The sequence below is a fragment of the Halodurantibacterium daqingense genome (genome assembly GCF_042666235.1).
Classification (GTDB): Bacteria; Pseudomonadota; Alphaproteobacteria; order Rhodobacterales; family Rhodobacteraceae; genus Halodurantibacterium; species Halodurantibacterium daqingensis.
The window spans coordinates 204342-223222 of the sequence record NZ_JBHTFQ010000003.1; the positions used below are offsets into that span (position 1 = coordinate 204342).

Below are 18881 nucleotides of genomic sequence, written 5' to 3' on the forward strand. Positions count from 1 at the left end.
CGGACGATAAGGCCAGCAGCATGATCAACAGCGTTTTCCTTTCCCGCACGCTGCGACGCCGACGCACCACCCGCGTCTGACGTCCGATCCCGCGCGCGCTGCGCGCATGCCCACCCCTCTCTGATCTGATGCCGACCGCCCAAGTTGACTTGTGCCTGTGGCTTTGGCACGTCTTGGGCCTTAACAACAGGATTCCATCGCATGATCCCCTCGGTACTTCCCAATTACAACCGCGCGCCGCTGTCATTTGCAAAAGGCGAGGGCAGCTGGCTGATCACCGAGGACGGGCGCCGATTTCTGGACCTTGGCGCCGGCATCGCCGTCAACGTGCTGGGCCATGCAAACCCCGCGCTGGTCGAGGCGCTGACCGAACAGGCGGGCAAGGTCTGGCATGTGTCGAACCTTTACCAGATCCCGCAGCAGCAGGCGCTGGCGGATGCGCTGGTGCAGAAAACCTTTGCCGACACCGTCTTTTTCACCAATTCCGGCACCGAGGCGGCGGAGCTTGCGATCAAGATGGTCCGCAAGTACTGGAATGACCAGGGCGCGCCGGACCGGATCGAGATCATCGCCTTCGAGGGTGCCTTCCATGGCCGCTCGACAGGGGCGATCGCGGCTGCGGGGTCAGAGAAGATGACCAAGGGCTTCGGGCCGCTCATGCCCGGGTTTCGCCAGCTTCCCTATGGCGATCTGGAGGCGCTGAAGGCCGCGATCAGCGACCGGACCGCCGCCGTGATGATCGAGCCGGTGCAGGGCGAAGGCGGCATCCGTGTGCTGCCCGATGCGTTCCTTCGGGCACTGCGCGCGCTTTGCGATGCAACGGGCGCCCTTCTGGTCTTTGACGAGGTCCAGTGCGGCATGGGCCGGACAGGCCGCCTTTTTGCGCATGAATGGTCGGGCGTCACGCCGGATATCATGATGGTGGCCAAGGGCATCGGCGGCGGCTTCCCGCTGGGGGCGGTGCTGGCGACTGAAAAGGCGGCATCGGCAATGGGCGTGGGCAGCCATGGCTCGACCTATGGCGGCAATCCGCTGGCCTGCGCCGTGGGCGCACGCGTCATGGACATTGTCGCGGACGAGGCCTTTCTTGCCGAGGTCAGCCGCAAGGCCGGCTTCTTCCGGCAGCGGCTTGAAGGGCTGGTGGCATCGCATCCCGACGTCTTCGAGGAAGTGCGCGGCCTGGGGCTGATGCTGGGCCTCAAATGCCGGGTGCCGAACCTTGATGTGGTCAAGGCTGCTTATGACGAAGGCCTGCTGATGGTTCCGGCGGCGGATAACGTGATCCGGCTTCTGCCCGCGCTCAATATTTCGGAAGCCGATCTGGCCGAAGCGGTCGCCCGGATTGATCGCACTGCGGCACATTTCGGGGGGCAGTGACGTGAATCACTTCCTGGATATTCACACGACGACTGCGGCTGACCTGCGCGCGATCATCGACCAGGCTGCGGCAATGAAACGGGCGCGCAACGGCCTGCCCAAGGGCACGCCCGATGCCGAACAACCACTTGCCGGACGGATGGTGGCGCTGATCTTCGAGAAGCCCTCGACCCGGACGCGCGTGTCCTTTGATGTGGGCGTGCGGCAGATGGGTGGCCAGACGATGGTGCTGTCGGGCAAGGAGATGCAGCTTGGCCATGGCGAAACGATCGCCGATACCGCCCGGGTGCTGTCGCGCTATGTCGACATGATCATGATCCGCACCTTCGAGGAGACGGTGCTGCAGGAAATGGCGGAATATGCCGATGTGCCGGTCATCAATGGCCTTACGAACCGCACCCATCCCTGCCAGATCATGGCCGACATCCTGACTTACGAGGAACACCGCGGCCCCATCCGCGGCCGCAAGGTGGTATGGTCGGGCGATGGCAACAACGTCTGCGCCTCGTTCCTTCATGCGGCAGGGCAGTTCGGCTTCGACTTCACCTTCACCGGACCCGAAACGCTTGACCCGGAACCCGAGTTCGTCGCACTTGCCCGCGCCCAAGGCGTGCAGGTCGAAATCGAGCGTGACCCGGCGCGGGCGGTCGAGGGGGCCGACCTCGTGGTCACCGATACCTGGGTGTCGATGCATGACAGCCAGTCGATGCGTGAACGGCGCCACAACCAGCTGCGCGGCTATCAGGTGAACGAGGCGCTGATGGCGCGGGCCAAGCCCGATGCGCTGTTCATGCACTGCCTGCCGGCTCATCGTGAGGATGAGGTCACCAGTGCCGTGATGGACGGCCCGCATTCGGTAATCTTCGACGAGGCGGAAAACCGGTTGCACGCGCAAAAGGCGGTCATGCGCTGGTGCCTGGGGGTCTGAGCCTGCTTCAGGTGCCGCGCGGCTTGGCGCGCAGCGTCGGATCTGCGACCGTCGGATCTTCGGGCCAGGGATGGCGGGGGTAGCGCCCCCGCATATCCTTGCGCACGTCCAGATACGAGCTTTTCCAGAATCCGGGCAGATCCATGGTGACCTGCACAGGCTTTGCGCCCGGCGACAGCAGCGTGATGCGCAGTGGCATCCGGGCAGGCCCCACGGTGGGGTGGGTGGTGACGCCGAACAGTTCTTGCAGGCGGAGCGTGATCCCCGGGGCGGGGCCGTCGTAATCGATCGGCACGCGGCGCCCCAGCGGGGTTTCGAAATGTGCGGGCGCCAGCCGGTCCAGCACCTGCATCTGATCCCAGCTCAGGCTTTGGCGCAGCGGTTCCAGAAGGTCGAGCGCGCGCAGATCGCCTTCCGAGCGGCAGCGGCCAAGATGGGGCAGAAGCCAGTCCTCGGCGCGGGCAAGGAGGGCGGCATCGCTCATGTCGGGCAGATCCGCACCCTGGCTGCGCAGAAGATCGACCCTTGCGCGGAACCGACGGGCGGCATCGGACATGCCGCACAGATCAAGGCCGAGGTCGCGCACCCCCGCAAGCGCCGCGCGGGCGATCGCCTCGGTCGGGGCATCCGGCCACACCCGATCATCAAGCACGAGAGCACCCAGCCGTTCCTGACGCCGCGCCAGCACCCGGCGTTCGCGGGACGACCATTCGCAGATATCGTGCCCGCGGATCTCCTTGGCGAAAAGCTTGCGCAGCGAGGGTTCGGAAATCTCCAGCGCCTGACGGATTCGTGCCTCGCGGCTGTCCCCGTCCAGATCGGTTGCGACAATCAGCCGGGCCCGGCCCATCGGATCGTCTGGCGCAAATACGGCGCCCTTGCCGCCAGAGAGGACGTAGCGGGGCGCATCGCCCCGGCGGCGCAAGCCGATCCGGTCCGGATAGGCAAGCGCCGCCATTTCGGCGGCCGTAAAGCCATCTCTGGCCGCGACAAGCCGGGCGAGCCGCCCCGCCTCGGCACGGATGCGGTCGAGGCCGGCCCGATTGATCTGATGTGGGCGGCGCTGCGCAAAGGCGCGCGGATCGCGCAGCGCCTCAAGCCGCAGCGCAAGGTCGGCCGGTGCGCCCCGCAACGGATCCCGATCGGCGAGCAACGCGGCAAGCGGGGCCGCATCGCGCCCGGCGACGAGCATCATGTGACCAAGCCGCGGGTGCAGGGGGAGGGCCGCCAGCCTGCGCCCATGGTCGGTGATACGGCCCGATCCGTCCAGCGCGCCCAGATCCCGCAGCAGGCTTCGCGCCTCGCTGAGGGCGGGGGCAGGAGGCGGGCTGAGAAAGGCAAGCCCTTCGGCCCCGCCCCACAAGGCCAGTTCCAGCGCAAGCCCGGCCAGATCGGCGGCCTCGATTTCGGCCGGCGGGTAGGGCAGCAGCGCGCCTTCCTCGCCCCGGGTCCAGAGCCGGAAGCAGACCCCCGGCGCCACGCGGCCCGCCCGCCCCCGGCGCTGCTCGGCCTCGGCGCGCGTGACCCGTTCGGTCACCAGCCGGGTCATCCCTGACCCGGGGTCGAAACGCGCCCGTCGTGCCCGGCCGGCGTCCACGACAACCCGCACATCGGGAATGGTGAGCGAGGTCTCGGCGATCGAGGTTGCCAGCACCACCTTGCGCTGACCTGTGGGCGCGGGGGCAAGCGCCGCGCGCTGTGCTGCGAAGTCCATGGCGCCGAACAGCGGATGCAGGCTTGTTCCCGGGGGAACCCTTCCGGCCAGTGCGGCTTCGACGCGCCGGATCTCGCCCTCGCCGGGCAGGAAGGCCAGAAGCCCGCCTTCGGTACTTTCCAGCGCCTCGACGATCAGATCGGCCGTGGCGCTTTCCAGCCGGCGTTCCTTCGGGACGGGGCGCTGCAGCCAGTGCGTCTCGACGGGAAAGGCCCGCCCTTCCGACGTCAGGATGGGCGCATCATCCAGAAGCTGCGCCACCGGTGCGGCATCCAGCGTCGCCGACATCACAAGCAGCAGAAGATCCGCGCGCAGGGCATTGCGCACCTCCCAGGCTAGGGCGAGCCCGAGATCGGCGTTGAGAGAGCGTTCGTGGAATTCGTCGAACAGCAGCGCGCCCGCGCCTTCCAGTCCCGGATCGGACTGGATCTGCCGGGTCAGGATGCCCTCGGTGACAACCTCGATCCGCGTGGCGGCGCTGACCCGCGCCTCGCCGCGGATCCGGTAGCCTACCGTGGCGCCGACCGGTTCACCCAGTGTTTCCGCCATGCGTTCAGCGGCGGCGCGTGCGGCCAGCCGGCGCGGTTCCAGCATGATGATCCGTCCTTGCACCAGGCCAGCGTGCAACAGCGCAAGCGGCACGCGCGTTGTCTTGCCCGCGCCGGGCGGGGCCTGCAACACGGCCCTGCCGGATCGGCGCAGCGCGTCGATCAGGTCGGGCAGAACGGAATCAATCGGCAGGGCGTCGGTCACGCGCCCCTTATCGCCGGCGCAGCACCGCCCGTCCATAGACCGAGTCCATCGTCACCTCCTGCACGCGGGCGATATCGTCGCTCAGCGAATAGGTGATACGGAAGGGGAAGGTCTGGCGTTCGCTCATCTCGCGCTCGGAATAGCCGGCAACGCGGCGGTATTCGCCGGTGCAGGTGACGCGACCATCGGCCTCCCGGCGGTTGCCGATCGCCACTTCGCTGCGGCGGCGGCCGTCGAATATCGCGATCCGATGCGTGCAGGCCTGTGCCTCGGGGATGTCGCGCAGCGCGGCAAAGAGGGCGGTCAGCGGATCGACGGTGCCGGCCTGCGTAGAGGGATCGACATCGCGCGCATCGGGTTCGCGCGGCGGCGAATAGCTCATGACCTGCGGCACGCCGTTGCGGAATTCCATGGCCGATGCCGACTGCCGCCGTCCCGTGTCGCTGGACCCTTCGTAGCTGACCGGCACGAAACGGTTGTTGCTTACAATCCCCCGGACGGCAGCGTCATAGCGGATCTTGCGCATGGCACCGATGATGCCGGCGCTTTCCATGCGACCGTTCACGGCGTATTGGCCGTCGCGCTCGACCGCGGAATAGACGAAGGTGCCGGCGCGCAACCCAAGGATGTTGAGGTCGAACGCTGCCTGCGTTTCATAGGCCAAGGCCGGGCCCGAGGCGGCAATGGCAAGGGTCAGGGCAAGAATGCGGCGTTTCAGCATGATCCGTCCTTTCGTGCATCCGCCCGCCAGCGCAAGCGGCAGCATCCGGCATGGGCCGGGCCAACATGCTGGACATACACCTCAGCCCCGGGGCATCAATCCCCCGATGGCTCACCATTGGTGACAGTTTCGTAATCGGAGAGGCCCGGATGGACACGACAGATCTGGCGCAGGGCGTTGCTGCGGGTGACCGCCGGGCGCTTGCCCGCGCGATCACGCTGGTCGAAAGCGGCCGGCCCGACCATCGCCAGGCGGCCCGTGCGTTGCTGGAACAGCTGGCCGGGCTTGGCCGGCAAAGCCTTCGTATCGGTCTTTCCGGCACGCCAGGGGTCGGAAAATCCACCTTTATCGAGACCTTCGGCCAGATGCTGACGGGGCAGGGTCTGCGTGTGGCGGTGCTCGCCGTGGATCCCTCGTCGACCCGCTCCGGCGGCTCGATTCTGGGCGACAAGACGCGGATGGAACGGCTGAGCCGCGATCCGCGCGCCTTCATCCGCCCATCGCCCAGCCAGACCGAGCTGGGCGGTGTGGCGCGCCGGACCCGCGAAGCCGTGGCCCTGTGCGAGGCGGCGGGCTTCGATATCGTGCTGATCGAAACGGTGGGCGTGGGTCAGTCTGAAACGCTGGTGGCCGAAATGTGCGATCTCTTCGTGCTGTTGCTGGCGCCCGCTGGCGGAGACGAGTTGCAGGGGGTGAAGCGCGGGATCATGGAGATTGCGGACATCATCCTTGTAAACAAGGCGGATGGAGAGTTGAAGGCCGCGGCGCAGCGCACCTGCGCCGACTATGCCGGCGCCCTGCGTCTGCTGCGCAAGCGGCCGCAGGATCCAGAGGGTTATCCGCTGGCAATGACCGTTTCCGCGCTTGATGCGCTGGGCCTGCAGGAGGCCTGGCGCAGGATGCAGGCTCTGGCGGACTGGCGAAGGGATCACGGCTTCTGGGCGGCACGCCGCAGCGAGCAGGCGCGGCACTGGTTCGAGGAAGAGGTGCGCCAGGGGCTTCTGCAGCGGCTGACGGCGGATCCGGTGCAGCGTGCCCGGATGGCGCGGATCGGCGCAAGTGTCGCCGAGGGGCGCACGACGCCGGGCGCTGCGGCCGCGCGCGTTCTTGCCCTGCTTGATAATCCGGGGGATGAATCGCTTGACGCCCCCGCCGATTGCCCGTAAACGGCCCCGATGGAATTCGGGGTGTGCCACCGGCCGCGCCCCTGTGGAATTTGGACAAGGATCAAGACCATGTCGCGCGTTTGCGAACTGAGTGGAAAAGGCCCCATGACTGGCAACAATGTCAGCCATGCCAACAACAAGACCCGTCGCCGCTTTCTGCCGAACCTGAACGAGGTGACGCTGATCTCCGACGCGCTGGGCCAGTCGTTCAAGCTGCGGATCTCGGCCGCCGCCCTGCGTTCGGTCGACCACCGTGGCGGGCTTGACGCCTTCCTCGCCAAGGCGAAGGACGAAGAGCTTTCGGCGAAGGCGCTGAAGATCAAGAAAGAGATCGCCAAGGCGCAGGCGCAGGCCGCAGCCTGAACCCGACTGCCGGTGAAAGTGTCGCAGCCCCGCCTTGGCGGGGCTTTCGCATTTTGACTTTTGCCGGCAGGCGCGATCGATTACAGCTTTCGCTCATGGCTGCGCTGCGACCCTTTCTGGCCCTTCTTCTGTGCCTGGTGCTGATCGGCACCGGCGGGGCAATGGCCGTTGCCCGTGGCGAAATGGCCGGGGCACAAGAACTGGTAATCTGCACCGAACATGGGCAGGCGACCGTCTATCTTGATGCCCGGGGGCGGCCAACGGGGGCCGGTCATATCTGTCCCGACTGCACCATGGGAACGCTCGCTTCGGCGCCTGTTGTTGCAGCGCTGCCGTTGCCCAGTGATGCGGCCCGGGCGGCCGAATTACGTCTTCCGGCGCCGCGCCTGCCCGACGATCTCATTCCCGGGCCCGTCCGTGCCCGCGATCCTCCTGTCTGGTCCTGAACCTTTCGATTCAAGACACGAGAACAGGATATGACAGATGCTTATTGCAAGAACCCTGGTTGCCGCCGCGCTGGCGGCCCTTGCCGTGCCGGCGGTTGCCCATGACGGGATGGCGGTGCGCGATGCCTATGTGCGCGTCTCCGGCCCCAGTGCCAAATCGGGCGCCGCCTTCATGGTGATCGAAAACCACCGTGCCATCGACGACCGCTTGATCGCGGCCCGCTCGGACGCGGCAGAACGGCTGGAGATCCACACCCACACCCAGGATGATGCCGGCGTGATGCGCATGGTTGAAATCGAGGACGGAATCCTCATCCCCGCAGGCGAGGAACACGCATTGTCCCGGGGCGGCGATCACCTGATGTTCCTGGGCCTCACCGCGCCGCTGGATCATGGCGACGCGGTCAGCGTGACGCTGATCTTCGAACAATCGGGCGAACTTGAGGTAGAGATACCCGTGGATCTCGAGCGACAGGATATGCCGGCGCAGCGCCCCGTCCACAGCCACTGACGGCGGGCTTCGGCCGCACCGCGCCAGCATGTGCGGTGCGGTCAGCGCCTGGCGTCCAGAACTTCGCTGACCCATTCCGGAACGATGCGGCTGGCCGGCCCGCGGCGGCACGCATCGAAATCCGACGCGCCCTCCGAGCCTTCGAGATTGAGCTCGAGCGTTTCGGCCCCGGCGCGGGCTGCGTCCTGGACGAAGGCCGCCGCCGGATAGACGGTGCCGCTGGTGCCGATCGAGACGAAAAGCCGCGCGCTGCGCAGGGCCTCCCAGATCTGCTCCATGTAGTAGGGGTATTCTCCGAACCAGACGATGTCGGGCCGTGTGCGGCGCTTGCCGCAGGCAGGGCAGGGATCATCAGCAGTCATCACCCTTGGGGCCGGCCAGCGATGCGCACAGTGGGCGCAGAGCGCGCCGCCAAGGGAGCCATGCATGTGCAAGACGTTGCGACTGCCGGCGCGTTCATGCAGGTCGTCGACATTCTGCGTGACGATCAGCACCTTTTCGGCGTGCTCTGCTTCAAGTCGGGCAAGCGCGACATGCGCGGCATTGGGCTGCGCCTCCCGGCAGTTGGCACGACGGGCGTTGTAGAACGCGTGCACAACTCCGGGATTGCGGGCAAAGCCTTCGGGAGTCGCCACCTCGTTCAGGTCATAGCGGGTCCAGAGCCCGTCCCTGTCACGAAACGTGCCCAGCCCGCTTTCGGCGGAGATGCCCGCACCGGTAAGGATGACGATCATGCCCGCGCCTGTCGAGCCAGGATCAACTGCCCGTGCAGTGCGCTTCGGCGGTAGCCCCGAACTGGCGATAGCGCGCCCAGAAGGCACTATCGCTTGCCGATTTCGAGGCGCGGATTTCCTGCGACTTGTGCGGATCACGGAAGAAGGCCGCGGCCTGACGCTGATCGCCGCGTGTCAGGGTCGCATCGGCGGCCTGTTGCACACAGCGGCAGAGCGCGCGGCTGGCGGCCTGGCGACCCGACGACAGACAGGCCGATTCGATCGGGCCTGCAACGGCTGTGGCAGGGGCAAGGGGAAGGGTGACTGCGGCCAGAGTTGCCGCGATCAGGTATTTCTTCATGGGTACTGCCTCGTTCCTGAGGGCGCAGGAGTTATTCTCCCTGTCGCCGGTTCCGGATTTCCTCGGTTTCTTCATAGACAATTTCGGCCGTTTTTTCAACGTGAGCATCGCCGGGCGCCGATCACAAGATGTCGTTGCGATTGTCAGTCGGTCTACAGCAACGGGTAAGCTGCGCGGTATGCCAGCGGGCCGGGTGCGAATCGCCGCACCCGCGTGGCTGCCGGGCGCGAGGGCTTTATTTCCATTGACCGGGAACGGGTTCCAGCGCATATCCCGGCGCATGACCGAGCTCGACAAAATCCGAAATTTTTCCATCGTGGCGCATATCGACCACGGCAAATCCACGCTTGCCGATCGGCTGATCCAGCTGACCGGCACCGTCGCCGAACGTGACATGAAAGAGCAGCTGCTCGACAGCATGGATATCGAGCGCGAGCGCGGGATCACCATCAAGGCCAACACCGTGCGGATCGAGTATCCTGCCAAGGATGGCCAGACCTATATCCTGAACCTGATCGACACGCCCGGCCACGTGGATTTCGCCTATGAGGTCAGCCGTTCGATGCGCGCGGTCGAAGGATCGCTTCTGGTCGTGGATGCCTCCCAGGGGGTCGAGGCGCAGACGCTTGCCAATGTCTATCAGGCGATCGACGCGGACCATGAAATCGTCCCGGTTCTGAACAAGATCGATCTGCCTGCAGCCGAGCCCGACCGGGTGAAGGCGCAGATCGAGGATGTGATCGGCATCGACGCCAGCGAGGCGATCCCCATTTCGGCCAAGTCGGGCCTTGGCATCCCGGAAGTGCTCGAGGCGATCGTCACGCGCCTGCCGCCCCCCAAGGGCGATCGGAACGCGCCGCTGAAGGCAATGCTCGTGGACAGCTGGTACGACCCCTATCTGGGCGTCGTGGTCCTGATCCGCGTCATGGACGGCGTCGTGAAGAAGGGCGATCGCATCAGGATGATGCAGACCGGAGCGGTTTACGGCATCGACAAGCTTGCGGTGCTCAAGCCGCAGATGGTGGATATCGCCGAATTGGGGCCCGGCGAGATCGGGATCTTCACCGCCTCGATCAAGCAGGTCCGCGACACGCGCGTGGGCGACACGATCACGACCGAGAAGAAGGGCTGCGACAAGCCGCTGCCGGGATTCAAACCGGCGCAGCCGGTGGTGTTCTGCGGTCTCTTTCCCGTGGATGCCGCCGATTTCGAGGGGCTGCGCGACGCGATCGAAAAGCTCGCCCTCAATGACGCGAGCTTCAGCTTCGAGATGGAATCCTCGGCGGCGCTGGGCTTCGGCTTCCGCTGCGGTTTCCTTGGCCTTCTGCATCTGGAGGTCATCCGTGACCGGCTGGAGCGCGAATATGACATCGACCTGATCACGACTGCGCCCTCGGTCGTCTATCATGTGCATATGCGCGACGGATCGGTGGTGGAATTGCACAATCCCGCCGACATGCCCGATCTGACTCATGTGGACCACATCGAAGAGCCGCGCATCAAGGCCACGATCATGGTGCCGGACGAATATCTGGGCGATGTGCTCAAGCTGTGCCAGGACCGGCGCGGGGTGCAGCTGGATCTCAGCTATGCCGGCAGCCGCGCGATGGTGGTCTATGACCTGCCGTTGAACGAGGTCGTGTTCGACTTCTATGATCGGCTGAAGTCGGTCACCAAGGGCTATGCCAGCTTTGACTACCAGATGATCGGCTATCAGGAAGACTACCTGGTCAAGATGCAGGTGCTGGTCAACGACGAGCCGGTGGACGCCTTGTCGATGATGGTGCATCGCGACCGGGCCGAGATGCGCGGACGCGCCATGTGCGAAAAGCTGAAAGAGCTGATCCCCCGGCACATGTTCAAGATCCCGATTCAGGCGGCCATCGGGGGCAGGGTGATCGCGCGGGAAACCATCGCGGCCCTGCGCAAGGATGTGACCGCCAAGTGCTATGGCGGTGACGTCACGCGCAAGAAAAAGCTTCTGGAGAAGCAGAAGGCGGGCAAGAAGAAGATGCGGCAGTTCGGCAAGGTCGAGATCCCGCAGCAGGCCTTCATCAACGCGCTGAAGATGGACAGCTGAGACTTCTTAACCCGATCTTAACCATGTGGCGCAAGGCTGAGGCTATGAAAGCCCTCATCCTTGCGCCTGTTCTTTTGTGTGCCTGCGCCTCGCCCGCGCCCGAGTTTCTTGGAGCGCCCCAGACGCGCATCGAACGCGACGGGATGCGCTTTGCGCTGTTCCGGAAGGGCGACCGCGTGCAGGTGATCCGCCTTGACCATGCCGACCGCGCCACCCGTCAGTCCTTGCCCGATCTCATGCTGAGGCTGATAGCCGAGGAAACCGGCTGCCAGCCGCGCCTGTCCTCCCTCCGCGGCGATACGGGCGAAATCCGGGCCAGGCTTGCCTGCCCAGCCGATCAGTCAGCACCGCGCGCCGCCTCGGGGTGATCGGCGATGAACTGACGCAGCGTCTGGAACAGGATCCGGGCATGGGCCAGGTCATGTGCGTGCAGCGCGGCACGCACGTCTTCGCAGATCATCCGTTGAACCTGTTGCGGCCCATGATGCAGGTGCATCAGATAGTCGCCATAGGCAGCGGCGTGAACGCCATCAAGCCCGTCATGTTCGGCGATCGCAGCGATTTCGCTGCGGGTCAGGCATGTCATGTCCAGAATGTCGTCAAGCGTGATCATCGGTCTCCCCCCGTCATCAATCGCATGTAACGATAACATGAAATGCGCCGAATGAGATGACGCAGGTCAAGCAGTTCGTCGCGCCACCTTTGGCGGATCGGTCAGTCGAGGAAGACCCGCAGGCTCTGCTCGAATTCTCGGGGTTTTTCAGCGTGCAGCCAATGCCCCGCGCCCGGAATTCTTGCGAACCGCGCCTGGGGGAAGAGCGCCTTGATGATGGGCCGGTGTTCGGGCATCACATAGTTCGACTGCGCACCCGAGAGGAACAGCGTCGGCCCATCATACTGACCGGCCACCTCGGGCCAGCCGGTGATGCGGCCCATGTCACGGTCCAGAAGGTCAAGGTTCAGCCGCCAGCGTGCAGGATTGGCCTTGAGATCCAGCGATTGCAGCAAGAAGGCCCGCACGCCGTCATCCGGAACCGAGACAGCCAGGCGGCGATCGGCTTCGGACCGGGAGGTGAGGCCGGAAAGATCAAGCGATTGCATCGCGCGGATCAGGTGGGACTGGCTGTGCCCATAAGCGACCGGGGCGATATCAGCGACCACAAGCCGGTTCACCAGGTCGGGCCGGGTCAGGGCAAGCATCATCGCCGCCTTGCCCCCCATCGAATGGCCCACCACGTCCATCTGGCCGCCGTGGGCGGCGATCACTTCCGCCAGATCAGCGGCCATGTCGTCATAGCCGTGGCTTTCGGTCCAGGGGCTGTTGCCGTGGTTGCGCATGTCCACGGCGATGACATTGCGGCTGTCGGCAAGCCGGCGGGCGATGACGCCCCAGTTCCGCGCCGAACCGAACAGGCCGTGGACGATCAGAAGCGGTGGCCGCGGTGCGGCGGCGCTTGTGCGGTGGACGTCGCAGTGAAGCATGGCTGGCTTTCCGGCGCGGATGCAGGATTCCCGGGCGCTGTGGCCCGGGCAGGCCCGTCACAGGTCGCTGTAGATCGGGAAGCGCTGGCAGAGGGCAAGAACCTCGGCCCGGACCTTGGCTTCGACCTCGGCATTGCCGTCCTCGCCGTTTGCCGCAAGCCCGTCCACAACCTCGACGATCCAGTCGGCGATCTGGCGGAACTCGGCCTCGGCAAAGCCTCGGGTGGTGCCGGCAGGGGTGCCCAGACGCACGCCCGATGTCACGGCCGGCTTTTCCGGATCGAAGGGGATGCCGTTCTTGTTGCAGGTGATATGGGCCCGGCCCAGCGCCTTTTCGGTCGCATTGCCCTTCACGCCCTTCGGTCGCAGGTCCACCAGCATCACATGCGTATCCGTGCCGCCGGTAACGATATCAAGCCCGCCCTTCATCAGCTGGTCGGCCATGGCCTGCGCGTTCTTCACCACCTGCGCGGCATAGCTCTTGAACTCGGGGCGCAGCGCTTCGCCGAAGGCCACAGCCTTGCCAGCGATGACATGCATCAGCGGCCCGCCCTGGATGCCGGGGAAGATGGCAGAGTTGAACTTCTTCGCCAGCGCCTCGTCATCCGTGAGGATCATCCCGCCCCGCGGGCCGCGCAGGGTCTTGTGCGTGGTCGTCGTGGCCACATGCGCATGGGGGAAGGGCGAGGGGTGCACGCCGCCCGCCACCAGCCCGGCGAAATGCGCCATGTCCACCAGCAGATACGCCCCCACCATATCCGCAATCGCGCGGAAGCGGGCAAAGTCGATCTGACGCGGGATGGCCGAGCCACCGGCAATGATCAGCTTGGGCTGATGTTCCTTCGCCAGGGCCTCCACCTGGTCATAGTCGATCAGGTTGCTGTCGCGGCGCACGCCATACTGGATCGCGTTGAACCACTTGCCGGACTGGTTCGGGGCCGCGCCATGGGTCAGATGGCCACCAGCGGCCAGATCCATGCCGAGGATCGTGTCGCCGGGCTGCAGCAGCGCGGTGAACACGCCCTGGTTCGCCTGGCTGCCCGAGTTCGGCTGCACATTGGCGAACTTGACGCCGAAGAGCTGGCAGGCACGCTCGATGGCCAGGTTCTCGGCGATGTCCACATACTGGCAGCCGCCGTAATACCGCTTGCCCGGATAACCCTCGGCATATTTGTTTGTCATCACCGAGCCCTGCGCCTCCATTACGGCGCGGCTCACGATGTTTTCGCTGGCGATCAGTTCGATTTCGTCACGCTGACGGCCCAGCTCCTTCTGGATCGCGCCGAACAGCTCGGGGTCACGGGTGGTCAGGCTTTCGGTGAAAAAGCCGCTGTCGCGGTGGCTGGCGTTCATGGGACTCTCCGGAAGGAAACATGTGCGCGCGTCTTATCGCAGGTCGGCCCCTATCGGAAGGCCTGAAAACGACGCAGGGACCGCCGGCAAAACTCCCCGGCCGCGGAAAGCGTGCCGATCGTGGTCTTGTGTTTCCCTTCGGGGCGGGCGATGACTTTCGGAAACAGGAGGCGGCCCATGCCACAGGCAACGCGTATAGCCTTCACGGCCAGCAGCCATCCCACCGCAGCCGCGGCGCGGGACCGTCTTGTGGCGCGGTATGGCGATGTGCCGCTGGAGCAGGCGGAGGTGATCGTGGCCCTTGGCGGCGACGGTTTCATGCTTCAGACCCTGCACCAGACGCAGCATCTGGCCGCGCCGGTCTACGGCATGAACCGGGGCACGGTGGGTTTCCTGATGAACACCTTCTCCGAGGATGACCTGCCGTTACGCCTCGCATCCGCGGAAGAGGCGCTTCTGAACCCGTTGCGCATGCGCGCGCTGGACATGCAGGGGCAGGAACATCAGGCCCTGGCGATCAACGAGGTGTCGCTGCTGCGCGCGGGCCCGCAAGCCGCCAAGCTACGCATCCGGGTCGATGGGCGGGTGCGGCTTGAGGAACTGGTCTGCGACGGCGCGCTGGTCTGCACGCCCGCGGGCTCGACGGCCTACAACTATTCGGCCCACGGGCCCATCCTGCCGATCCGTGCCGATGTTCTGGCGTTGACGGCGATGGCGGCGTTTCGTCCGCGTCGCTGGCGGGGTGCGTTGCTGCCGAACACGGCCACGGTTCATTTCGAGGTTCTGGAACCGGGCAAGCGCCCGGTCATGGCGGATGCAGATGGAAGCTCGGTCCGGGATGTGCAATGGGTCGAAATCCGAAGCGACCCGACCATCCGCCATCGCCTGCTGTTCGATCCCGGGCATGGCCTGGAAGAGCGGCTGATCCAGGAACAGTTCGTCTAGCTACTCTGCGGCGTCGCCGGATTTCTGCCAGCCTTCGCGCTTGCGGTAGAGCGTCGAGGCCGAGACATCGAGTTCCCGCGCCGCACGCGGAACCGACCCGTTATGCCGCTCGATCGCATTCTCGATCACCAGCCGTTCGATCTGCGCAAGCGTCTTGCCGGCAAGCATGTTCAGATCGGGCGCAGCCTTCGGGGCCGGGGCCTGTGCGGCCTGACGGGTGTCACTGCGCCGCAGGTCAAGCGGCAGCATGTCGGCTGTGACCAGCGTGCCGTCATGCAGGACCACCACGTTCAGAACGACGTTGAGCAACTGGCGCACATTTCCGGGCCAGTCCAGCCGCCGGAAAATCTCTTTCACTTCGTCACTGAACCCGGTGAAATGGCGCTGCTCTTCGCGCGAGAACCTGCGCAGCAGCTTCTCGGCGATCTCGATCACATCATCGCCACGTTCGCGCAGCGGGGGCATGTGGATCGGAATGACATGCAGGCGGTAATACAGATCCTCCCGGAATTGTCCCCGACGCACGGTTTCCATCGGATCCCGGTTGGTCGCGCACAGGATCCGGACGTTGACCTTCCGCGGCTTGGAGGTGCCGACCGGCTGGATGGTGGAGGTTTGCAGGAAGCGCAACAGCTTGGTCTGCAGGTTGAGGTCCATCTCGCAGATCTCGTCGAGGAACAGCGTGCCGCCATCGGCGGCCGCCGCGGCACCGATCTTGTCGGCGATCGCCCCGGAAAACGATCCCTTGAGATGGCCGAACACCTCGGACTCGAGCAGGTCGGCCGGGATGGCCCCGCAGTTGAGCGCGACGAACGGCCCCTCGGCGCGGTTCGACGTCCGGTGGATCGCCTGTGCGCAAAGCTCCTTGCCGGTGCCGCTTTCGCCGGTGATGAAGACGGTGGCCATCGACCGTGCCACCGATCTGATCCGGGAATAGACCTCTTTCATCGCCGGAGACTGGCCGATGAAGTCCCCCGTCGGTGCGGTTGCCACCTCCTCATCCTCGGCCGGAAGAGGCGCGCGAAGTGCCGCGCGGGCGTTTTCGATCGCGTGCAGGAACCGCTGGTCGTCGAACGGCTTGACCAGGAATTCGTGCGCCCCGGCACGCATCGCCTCGACCGCGCGGCTGATCGTGCCGTTGGCGGTGATGACGATCACCCGCGTGCCCGGCCGGATCTTCAGCAGTTCCTGCATGAGCTCGAGCCCGTCACGATCGGGCAACATCATGTCCAGAACAACCACGTCGGGCTTGCCCTTGCGGAAGATCTCGAGCCCTTCGCGCGCGGTTGTGGCTGTGTCCACCGCCAGTCCGGCGCGTTGAAGCACCGCGCGATAGACCAGTTGCAGCGAGGGAATGTCCTCGATCAGGAGCAGGGGTGCGTCACTCATGAGACGCGTTCCGGTTCTGCGATCATGTCCACCAGGGCACCGATTTCCTGCAGAAGGGCGCGACCCAGCGCAATGGTGGGCATGCCATCGGTATGCGCAGCGCGATTCAGTTCCTCGGCAAGCCGCTGCACGCGAAGCCCCCCGAGCGTCCCGGCTACTGCAATCAGCACATGTGACTGTGCCCGCAATAGCGCCCGGTCGCCCAGCGCGCCCTCGGCGGCCAGCGCCACACGCACCGTCTCCAGATCGCACCGGATCTGTGCCAGAGCGTTCGGCCAGCCAGTTCCCATCAGCTCTTGCAGGGCGCCCAGGATCGTGCGGTCCAGACGCGCGGCCGCCATCGCGGCCTGCGCGGCGCTGTTGCAGGAAAACCGGCGCGGCGTGGCAGAGGTGTGCATCTCGCGAACGGCAACGGTCAGGGCGGGGGGCGCTTCTGCAGCAAAGAAACCAGACATGATCAACACCTAAACGGGTACTGCGATCACCGGAATTGCCCTGCAATCCCCGGTTGCGCCCTTTTCGCATACACCAGTTTGTCGGCGACACCAACCTGCTCATAAGTAGAGTTTGCAGCTTTGCCGGTGCCAGGTCTGCTTATTTCGCAGGATATCCTATCGCGGCAAATGCCTTTGCGATCTCGTCCAGGATGGCGGGGTCATCGATCGTGGCCGGAACGCGGAACTCCTCGCCATCCGCGATCTTGACCATGGTGGCACGCAGCACCTTGCCGGAACGGGTCTTCGGCAGCCGATCCACGACGACGGCCTGCTTGAAGGCCGCCACCGGCCCGATGCTGTCGCGCACCCTTGCCACGCATTCGCGCACGATCTCGGCCGGATCGCGGTCACAGCCCTTGTTGAGGCACAGGACCCCCAGTGGCAGTTGGCCCTTGAGAGGATCTGCCACGCCGATCACCGCACATTCGCCGACATCGGGATGGGCAGCGATCACCTCTTCCATCGCGCCGGTCGAAAGGCGGTGACCTGCGACGTTGATGACGTCATCTGTGCGCGCCATGATGTAAAGATAGCCGTCGTCGTCGATATAGCCGGCATCGCCGGTTTCATAGAAGCCGGGGAAATGGCTGAGATAGGCTTTGCGGAACCGCTCGGGCGCATTCCAGAGCGTCGGCAGCGTTCCGGGCGGCAGGGGCAGGCGGATGGCAATCGCCCCCAGCGTTCCGGGGGGAACCGGGTGGCCGCCTTCGTCAAGAACCTGCACGTCATGTCCCGGCATCGGCACCGAAGGTGATCCGACCTTGACCGGCAGATGCTCGATCCCAAGCGGGTTGGCGGCGATGGCCCAGCCCGTTTCTGTCTGCCACCAATGGTCGATGACCGGAACGCCCAGCGCCCTTTGCGCCCAGTGGATGGTGTCAGGGTCGGCCCGTTCCCCCGCAAGGAACAGCGCGCGCAGGGAACTCAGGTCATAGTCACGCACAAGCAGCGCCTGCGGATCTTCGCGCTTGATGGCCCGCAGGGCGGTAGGGGCGGTGAAGAAGCTTGCCACGCGGTGTTCTTCGATCACGCGCCAGAACGTGCCGGCATCCGGGGTGCCGACCGGCTTGCCTTCGAAGACGACCGTGGTGTTGCCGTGCAGAAGCGGCGCATAGCAGATGTAGGAATGCCCCACGACCCAGCCCACATCCGAAGCCGCCCAGAACACCTCGCCCGGTTCGACGCCATAGATGTTCTTCATGGTCCAGCACAGCGCCACCAGATGGCCGGCGGTGTGGCGCACGACACCCTTGGGCTGCCCGGTCGTGCCCGAGGTGTAAAGGATATAGGCCGGGTGATTGCCCTCGACCGGGACGCATTCGGCGGGCGTGACGCCGAACTGGAAGCTGTGCCAGGCCACGTCGCGTCCGGGCACCAGCTTCGCAACTTCCTGTTCGCGCTGGAGGATCACGCAGAAGTCGGGCAGGTGATGGGCCAGTTCAAGCGCGCCGTCCAGCAGTGGCTTGTAATGCACAACCCGTCCCGGCTCGATCCCGCAGGAGGCGGCGATGATCGCCTTGGGCTTTGCGTCGTCGATCCGGGCGGCAAGTTCGGGGGCCGCAAAGCCGCCGAAGACGACCGAATGGATCGCGCCCAGCCGCGCACAGGCCAGCATCGCCTCGAGCGCCTCGGGGATCATCGGCATGTAGATGATGACCCGGTCGCCCTTGGTGATGCCCTTGGCGCGCAACGCCCCGGCAAGGCTTGCCACGCGGTCACGCAATTCGGCGTAGGTGATCTTGCGGACGGTGTGGGTGACGGGGCTTTCATGGATGATGGCGATCCTGTCGCCGTGGCCGGCCTCGACATGCCGGTCGACCGCGTTCCAGCAGGTATTCACCTGCGCATCGGCGAACCATTCGTAGAAGGGCGCATTCTCGGCGAACAATGCGCGCGAGGGCGGGCGATCCCAGTCGATTGCCGCGGTCTGCTCCATCCACCAGGCTTCGGGATCGGCTTTCCAGCGGGCGTAGGTTTCAGCGTAGGACATGGGATCCTCCTCCAGATCATTGAAATCCTGTTACGCTGCGGCTGCGAAATACACAAGATTGTTGCGCGAGCGTTATCGCAAACGGCTGAAAA

General features: G+C 65.4%; 19 protein-coding genes. 9 read left to right on the forward strand and 10 right to left on the reverse strand.

Annotation, left to right across the window (positions count from 1 at the left end; translation table 11 throughout):
- Positions 1-201 precede the first annotated feature (201 nt).
- Both ACFQXB_RS07160 and argF read left to right on the forward strand, forming a co-directional pair.
- The gene (locus tag ACFQXB_RS07160; RefSeq protein WP_377401332.1) at positions 202-1377 is read left to right on the forward strand and encodes an aspartate aminotransferase family protein; all 1176 of its coding nucleotides are present in this window, start codon (positions 202-204) and stop codon (positions 1375-1377) included.
- 1 nt (position 1378) lies between these two features.
- On the forward strand, positions 1379-2305 hold the full coding sequence (argF, locus tag ACFQXB_RS07165; RefSeq protein ID WP_377401335.1) for an ornithine carbamoyltransferase: 927 nt from the start codon (positions 1379-1381) through the stop codon (positions 2303-2305).
- 7 nt (positions 2306-2312) lie between these two features.
- On the opposite strand, the gene hrpB is transcribed toward argF, so the two are convergent.
- Positions 2313-4772 carry an ATP-dependent helicase HrpB gene (hrpB, locus tag ACFQXB_RS07170; RefSeq protein WP_377401338.1) on the reverse strand — a complete coding sequence of 820 codons (2460 nt, stop codon included), beginning with the start codon at positions 4770-4772 and terminating at the stop codon, positions 2313-2315.
- 7 nt (positions 4773-4779) lie between these two features.
- Positions 4780-5493: a DUF3108 domain-containing protein gene (locus tag ACFQXB_RS07175; RefSeq protein ID WP_377401341.1), complete on the reverse strand. Its 714-nt coding sequence runs from the start codon at positions 5491-5493 to the stop codon at positions 4780-4782.
- 149 nt (positions 5494-5642) lie between these two features.
- On the opposite strand from ACFQXB_RS07175, the gene meaB reads away from it, so the two are divergent.
- From meaB to ACFQXB_RS07195, 4 genes are all read left to right on the forward strand, one after another.
- Positions 5643-6659, forward strand: a complete 1017-nt coding sequence (gene meaB / locus ACFQXB_RS07180; protein ID WP_377401344.1) for a methylmalonyl Co-A mutase-associated GTPase MeaB — start codon at positions 5643-5645, stop codon at positions 6657-6659.
- Between the two features lie 69 nt (positions 6660-6728).
- Positions 6729-7022: a 50S ribosomal protein L28 gene (gene rpmB, locus ACFQXB_RS07185; protein WP_377401347.1), complete on the forward strand. Its 294-nt coding sequence runs from the start codon at positions 6729-6731 to the stop codon at positions 7020-7022.
- A gap of 95 nt (positions 7023-7117) precedes the next feature.
- Positions 7118-7468 carry a hypothetical protein gene (locus tag ACFQXB_RS07190; protein WP_377401350.1) on the forward strand — a complete coding sequence of 117 codons (351 nt, stop codon included), beginning with the start codon at positions 7118-7120 and terminating at the stop codon, positions 7466-7468.
- A gap of 37 nt (positions 7469-7505) precedes the next feature.
- Entirely contained in the window at positions 7506-7979 is a 474-nt protein-coding gene (locus ACFQXB_RS07195; RefSeq protein WP_377401353.1) for a copper chaperone PCu(A)C, read from the forward strand.
- 41 nt (positions 7980-8020) lie between these two features.
- Here the strand turns inward: ACFQXB_RS07195 and ACFQXB_RS07200 are convergent, their stop codons facing one another.
- Both ACFQXB_RS07200 and ACFQXB_RS07205 read right to left on the reverse strand, forming a co-directional pair.
- Complete coding sequence (locus tag ACFQXB_RS07200) at positions 8021-8713, reverse strand: NAD-dependent deacylase (protein ID WP_377401356.1); 693 nt, start codon at positions 8711-8713, stop codon at positions 8021-8023.
- 22 nt (positions 8714-8735) lie between these two features.
- Positions 8736-9368 carry a hypothetical protein gene (locus tag ACFQXB_RS07205; protein WP_377401359.1) on the reverse strand — a complete coding sequence of 211 codons (633 nt, stop codon included), beginning with the start codon at positions 9366-9368 and terminating at the stop codon, positions 8736-8738.
- Here ACFQXB_RS07205 and lepA point away from each other — a divergent pair.
- Positions 9334-11133: a translation elongation factor 4 gene (gene lepA, locus ACFQXB_RS07210; protein WP_377401362.1), complete on the forward strand. Its 1800-nt coding sequence runs from the start codon at positions 9334-9336 to the stop codon at positions 11131-11133. The genes ACFQXB_RS07205 and lepA overlap by 35 nt on opposite strands.
- Before the next feature lie 44 nt (positions 11134-11177).
- Complete coding sequence (locus ACFQXB_RS07215; RefSeq protein ID WP_377401365.1) at positions 11178-11501, forward strand: hypothetical protein; 324 nt, start codon at positions 11178-11180, stop codon at positions 11499-11501.
- On the opposite strand, the gene ACFQXB_RS07220 is transcribed toward ACFQXB_RS07215, so the two are convergent.
- From ACFQXB_RS07220 to glyA, 3 genes are all read right to left on the reverse strand, one after another.
- Positions 11471-11746, reverse strand: a complete 276-nt coding sequence (locus ACFQXB_RS07220) for a hypothetical protein (protein ID WP_377401368.1) — start codon at positions 11744-11746, stop codon at positions 11471-11473. The two genes, ACFQXB_RS07215 and ACFQXB_RS07220, sit on opposite strands and share 31 nt — an antisense overlap.
- Before the next feature lie 101 nt (positions 11747-11847).
- On the reverse strand, positions 11848-12615 hold the full coding sequence (locus ACFQXB_RS07225; RefSeq protein WP_377401370.1) for an alpha/beta fold hydrolase: 768 nt from the start codon (positions 12613-12615) through the stop codon (positions 11848-11850).
- Positions 12616-12672: 57 nt separating this feature from the next.
- Complete coding sequence (gene glyA / locus ACFQXB_RS07230) at positions 12673-13968, reverse strand: serine hydroxymethyltransferase (RefSeq protein ID WP_377401373.1); 1296 nt, start codon at positions 13966-13968, stop codon at positions 12673-12675.
- A 177-nt stretch (positions 13969-14145) separates the two neighbouring features.
- Between glyA and ACFQXB_RS07235 the strand changes: the two genes are divergently transcribed.
- Complete coding sequence (locus ACFQXB_RS07235; protein ID WP_377401376.1) at positions 14146-14913, forward strand: NAD kinase; 768 nt, start codon at positions 14146-14148, stop codon at positions 14911-14913.
- On the opposite strand, the gene ACFQXB_RS07240 is transcribed toward ACFQXB_RS07235, so the two are convergent.
- The 3 genes from ACFQXB_RS07240 to ACFQXB_RS07250 all read right to left on the reverse strand — a co-directional run bounded on the left by ACFQXB_RS07240 (position 14914) and on the right by ACFQXB_RS07250 (position 18789).
- Entirely contained in the window at positions 14914-16302 is a 1389-nt protein-coding gene (locus tag ACFQXB_RS07240; RefSeq protein WP_377401379.1) for a sigma-54-dependent transcriptional regulator, read from the reverse strand.
- Entirely contained in the window at positions 16299-16757 is a 459-nt protein-coding gene (locus ACFQXB_RS07245) for a hypothetical protein (protein ID WP_377401382.1), read from the reverse strand. Before ACFQXB_RS07245 ends, ACFQXB_RS07240 begins: the two co-directional genes overlap by 4 nt.
- 139 nt (positions 16758-16896) lie before the next feature.
- A complete protein-coding gene (locus ACFQXB_RS07250; RefSeq protein WP_377401385.1) occupies positions 16897-18789 on the reverse strand; it encodes a propionyl-CoA synthetase in 1893 nt (630 codons plus the stop codon).
- Positions 18790-18881 lie beyond the last annotated feature (92 nt).